The sequence below is a fragment of the Oceanospirillum sediminis genome (genome assembly GCF_014164585.1).
Taxonomy (GTDB): Bacteria; Pseudomonadota; Gammaproteobacteria; order Pseudomonadales; family Halomonadaceae; genus Oceanospirillum; species Oceanospirillum sediminis.
In genome coordinates, this window is sequence record NZ_JACJFM010000335.1 from 1 (window position 1) to 314 (window position 314).

Consider the following 314-nt stretch of genomic DNA (forward strand, 5'->3'; position numbering starts at 1 on the left):
GGTGAAAAAGACCAATGACAGCGAACGAAGTAACCCAGAAAGTTAAAAACAATATCGACACCAAACTGGTGGTAACCGGTGTTGCACCTCAGCGCTTCTCCTGCGCCATCAAAATGGCAGTTCTGCAGATGATTGGCATCCGGATCACCGCAGTCATTGTCACTGCTCAGTGTCGGGAAGGCGTGACCTGCCTCTGGTATGGCGGTAATGCGGATGTTATACGGGGCCACCAGAGTCTGGTAAAAACCGATCAGACTTTCACTGATTGATGGCTTTACCACACGGTCACTCTGACCATAGAAAATATACACAGG

1 protein-coding gene is annotated in these 314 nt (G+C 49.4%); it reads right to left on the reverse strand.

All coding sequences use genetic code 11. The annotated features are described in order from the left end of the window. Positions 1–314, reverse strand: a 314-nt coding sequence (locus tag H4O21_RS25655) for a hypothetical protein (protein WP_220495915.1), incomplete at both ends; no start/stop codon positions are given.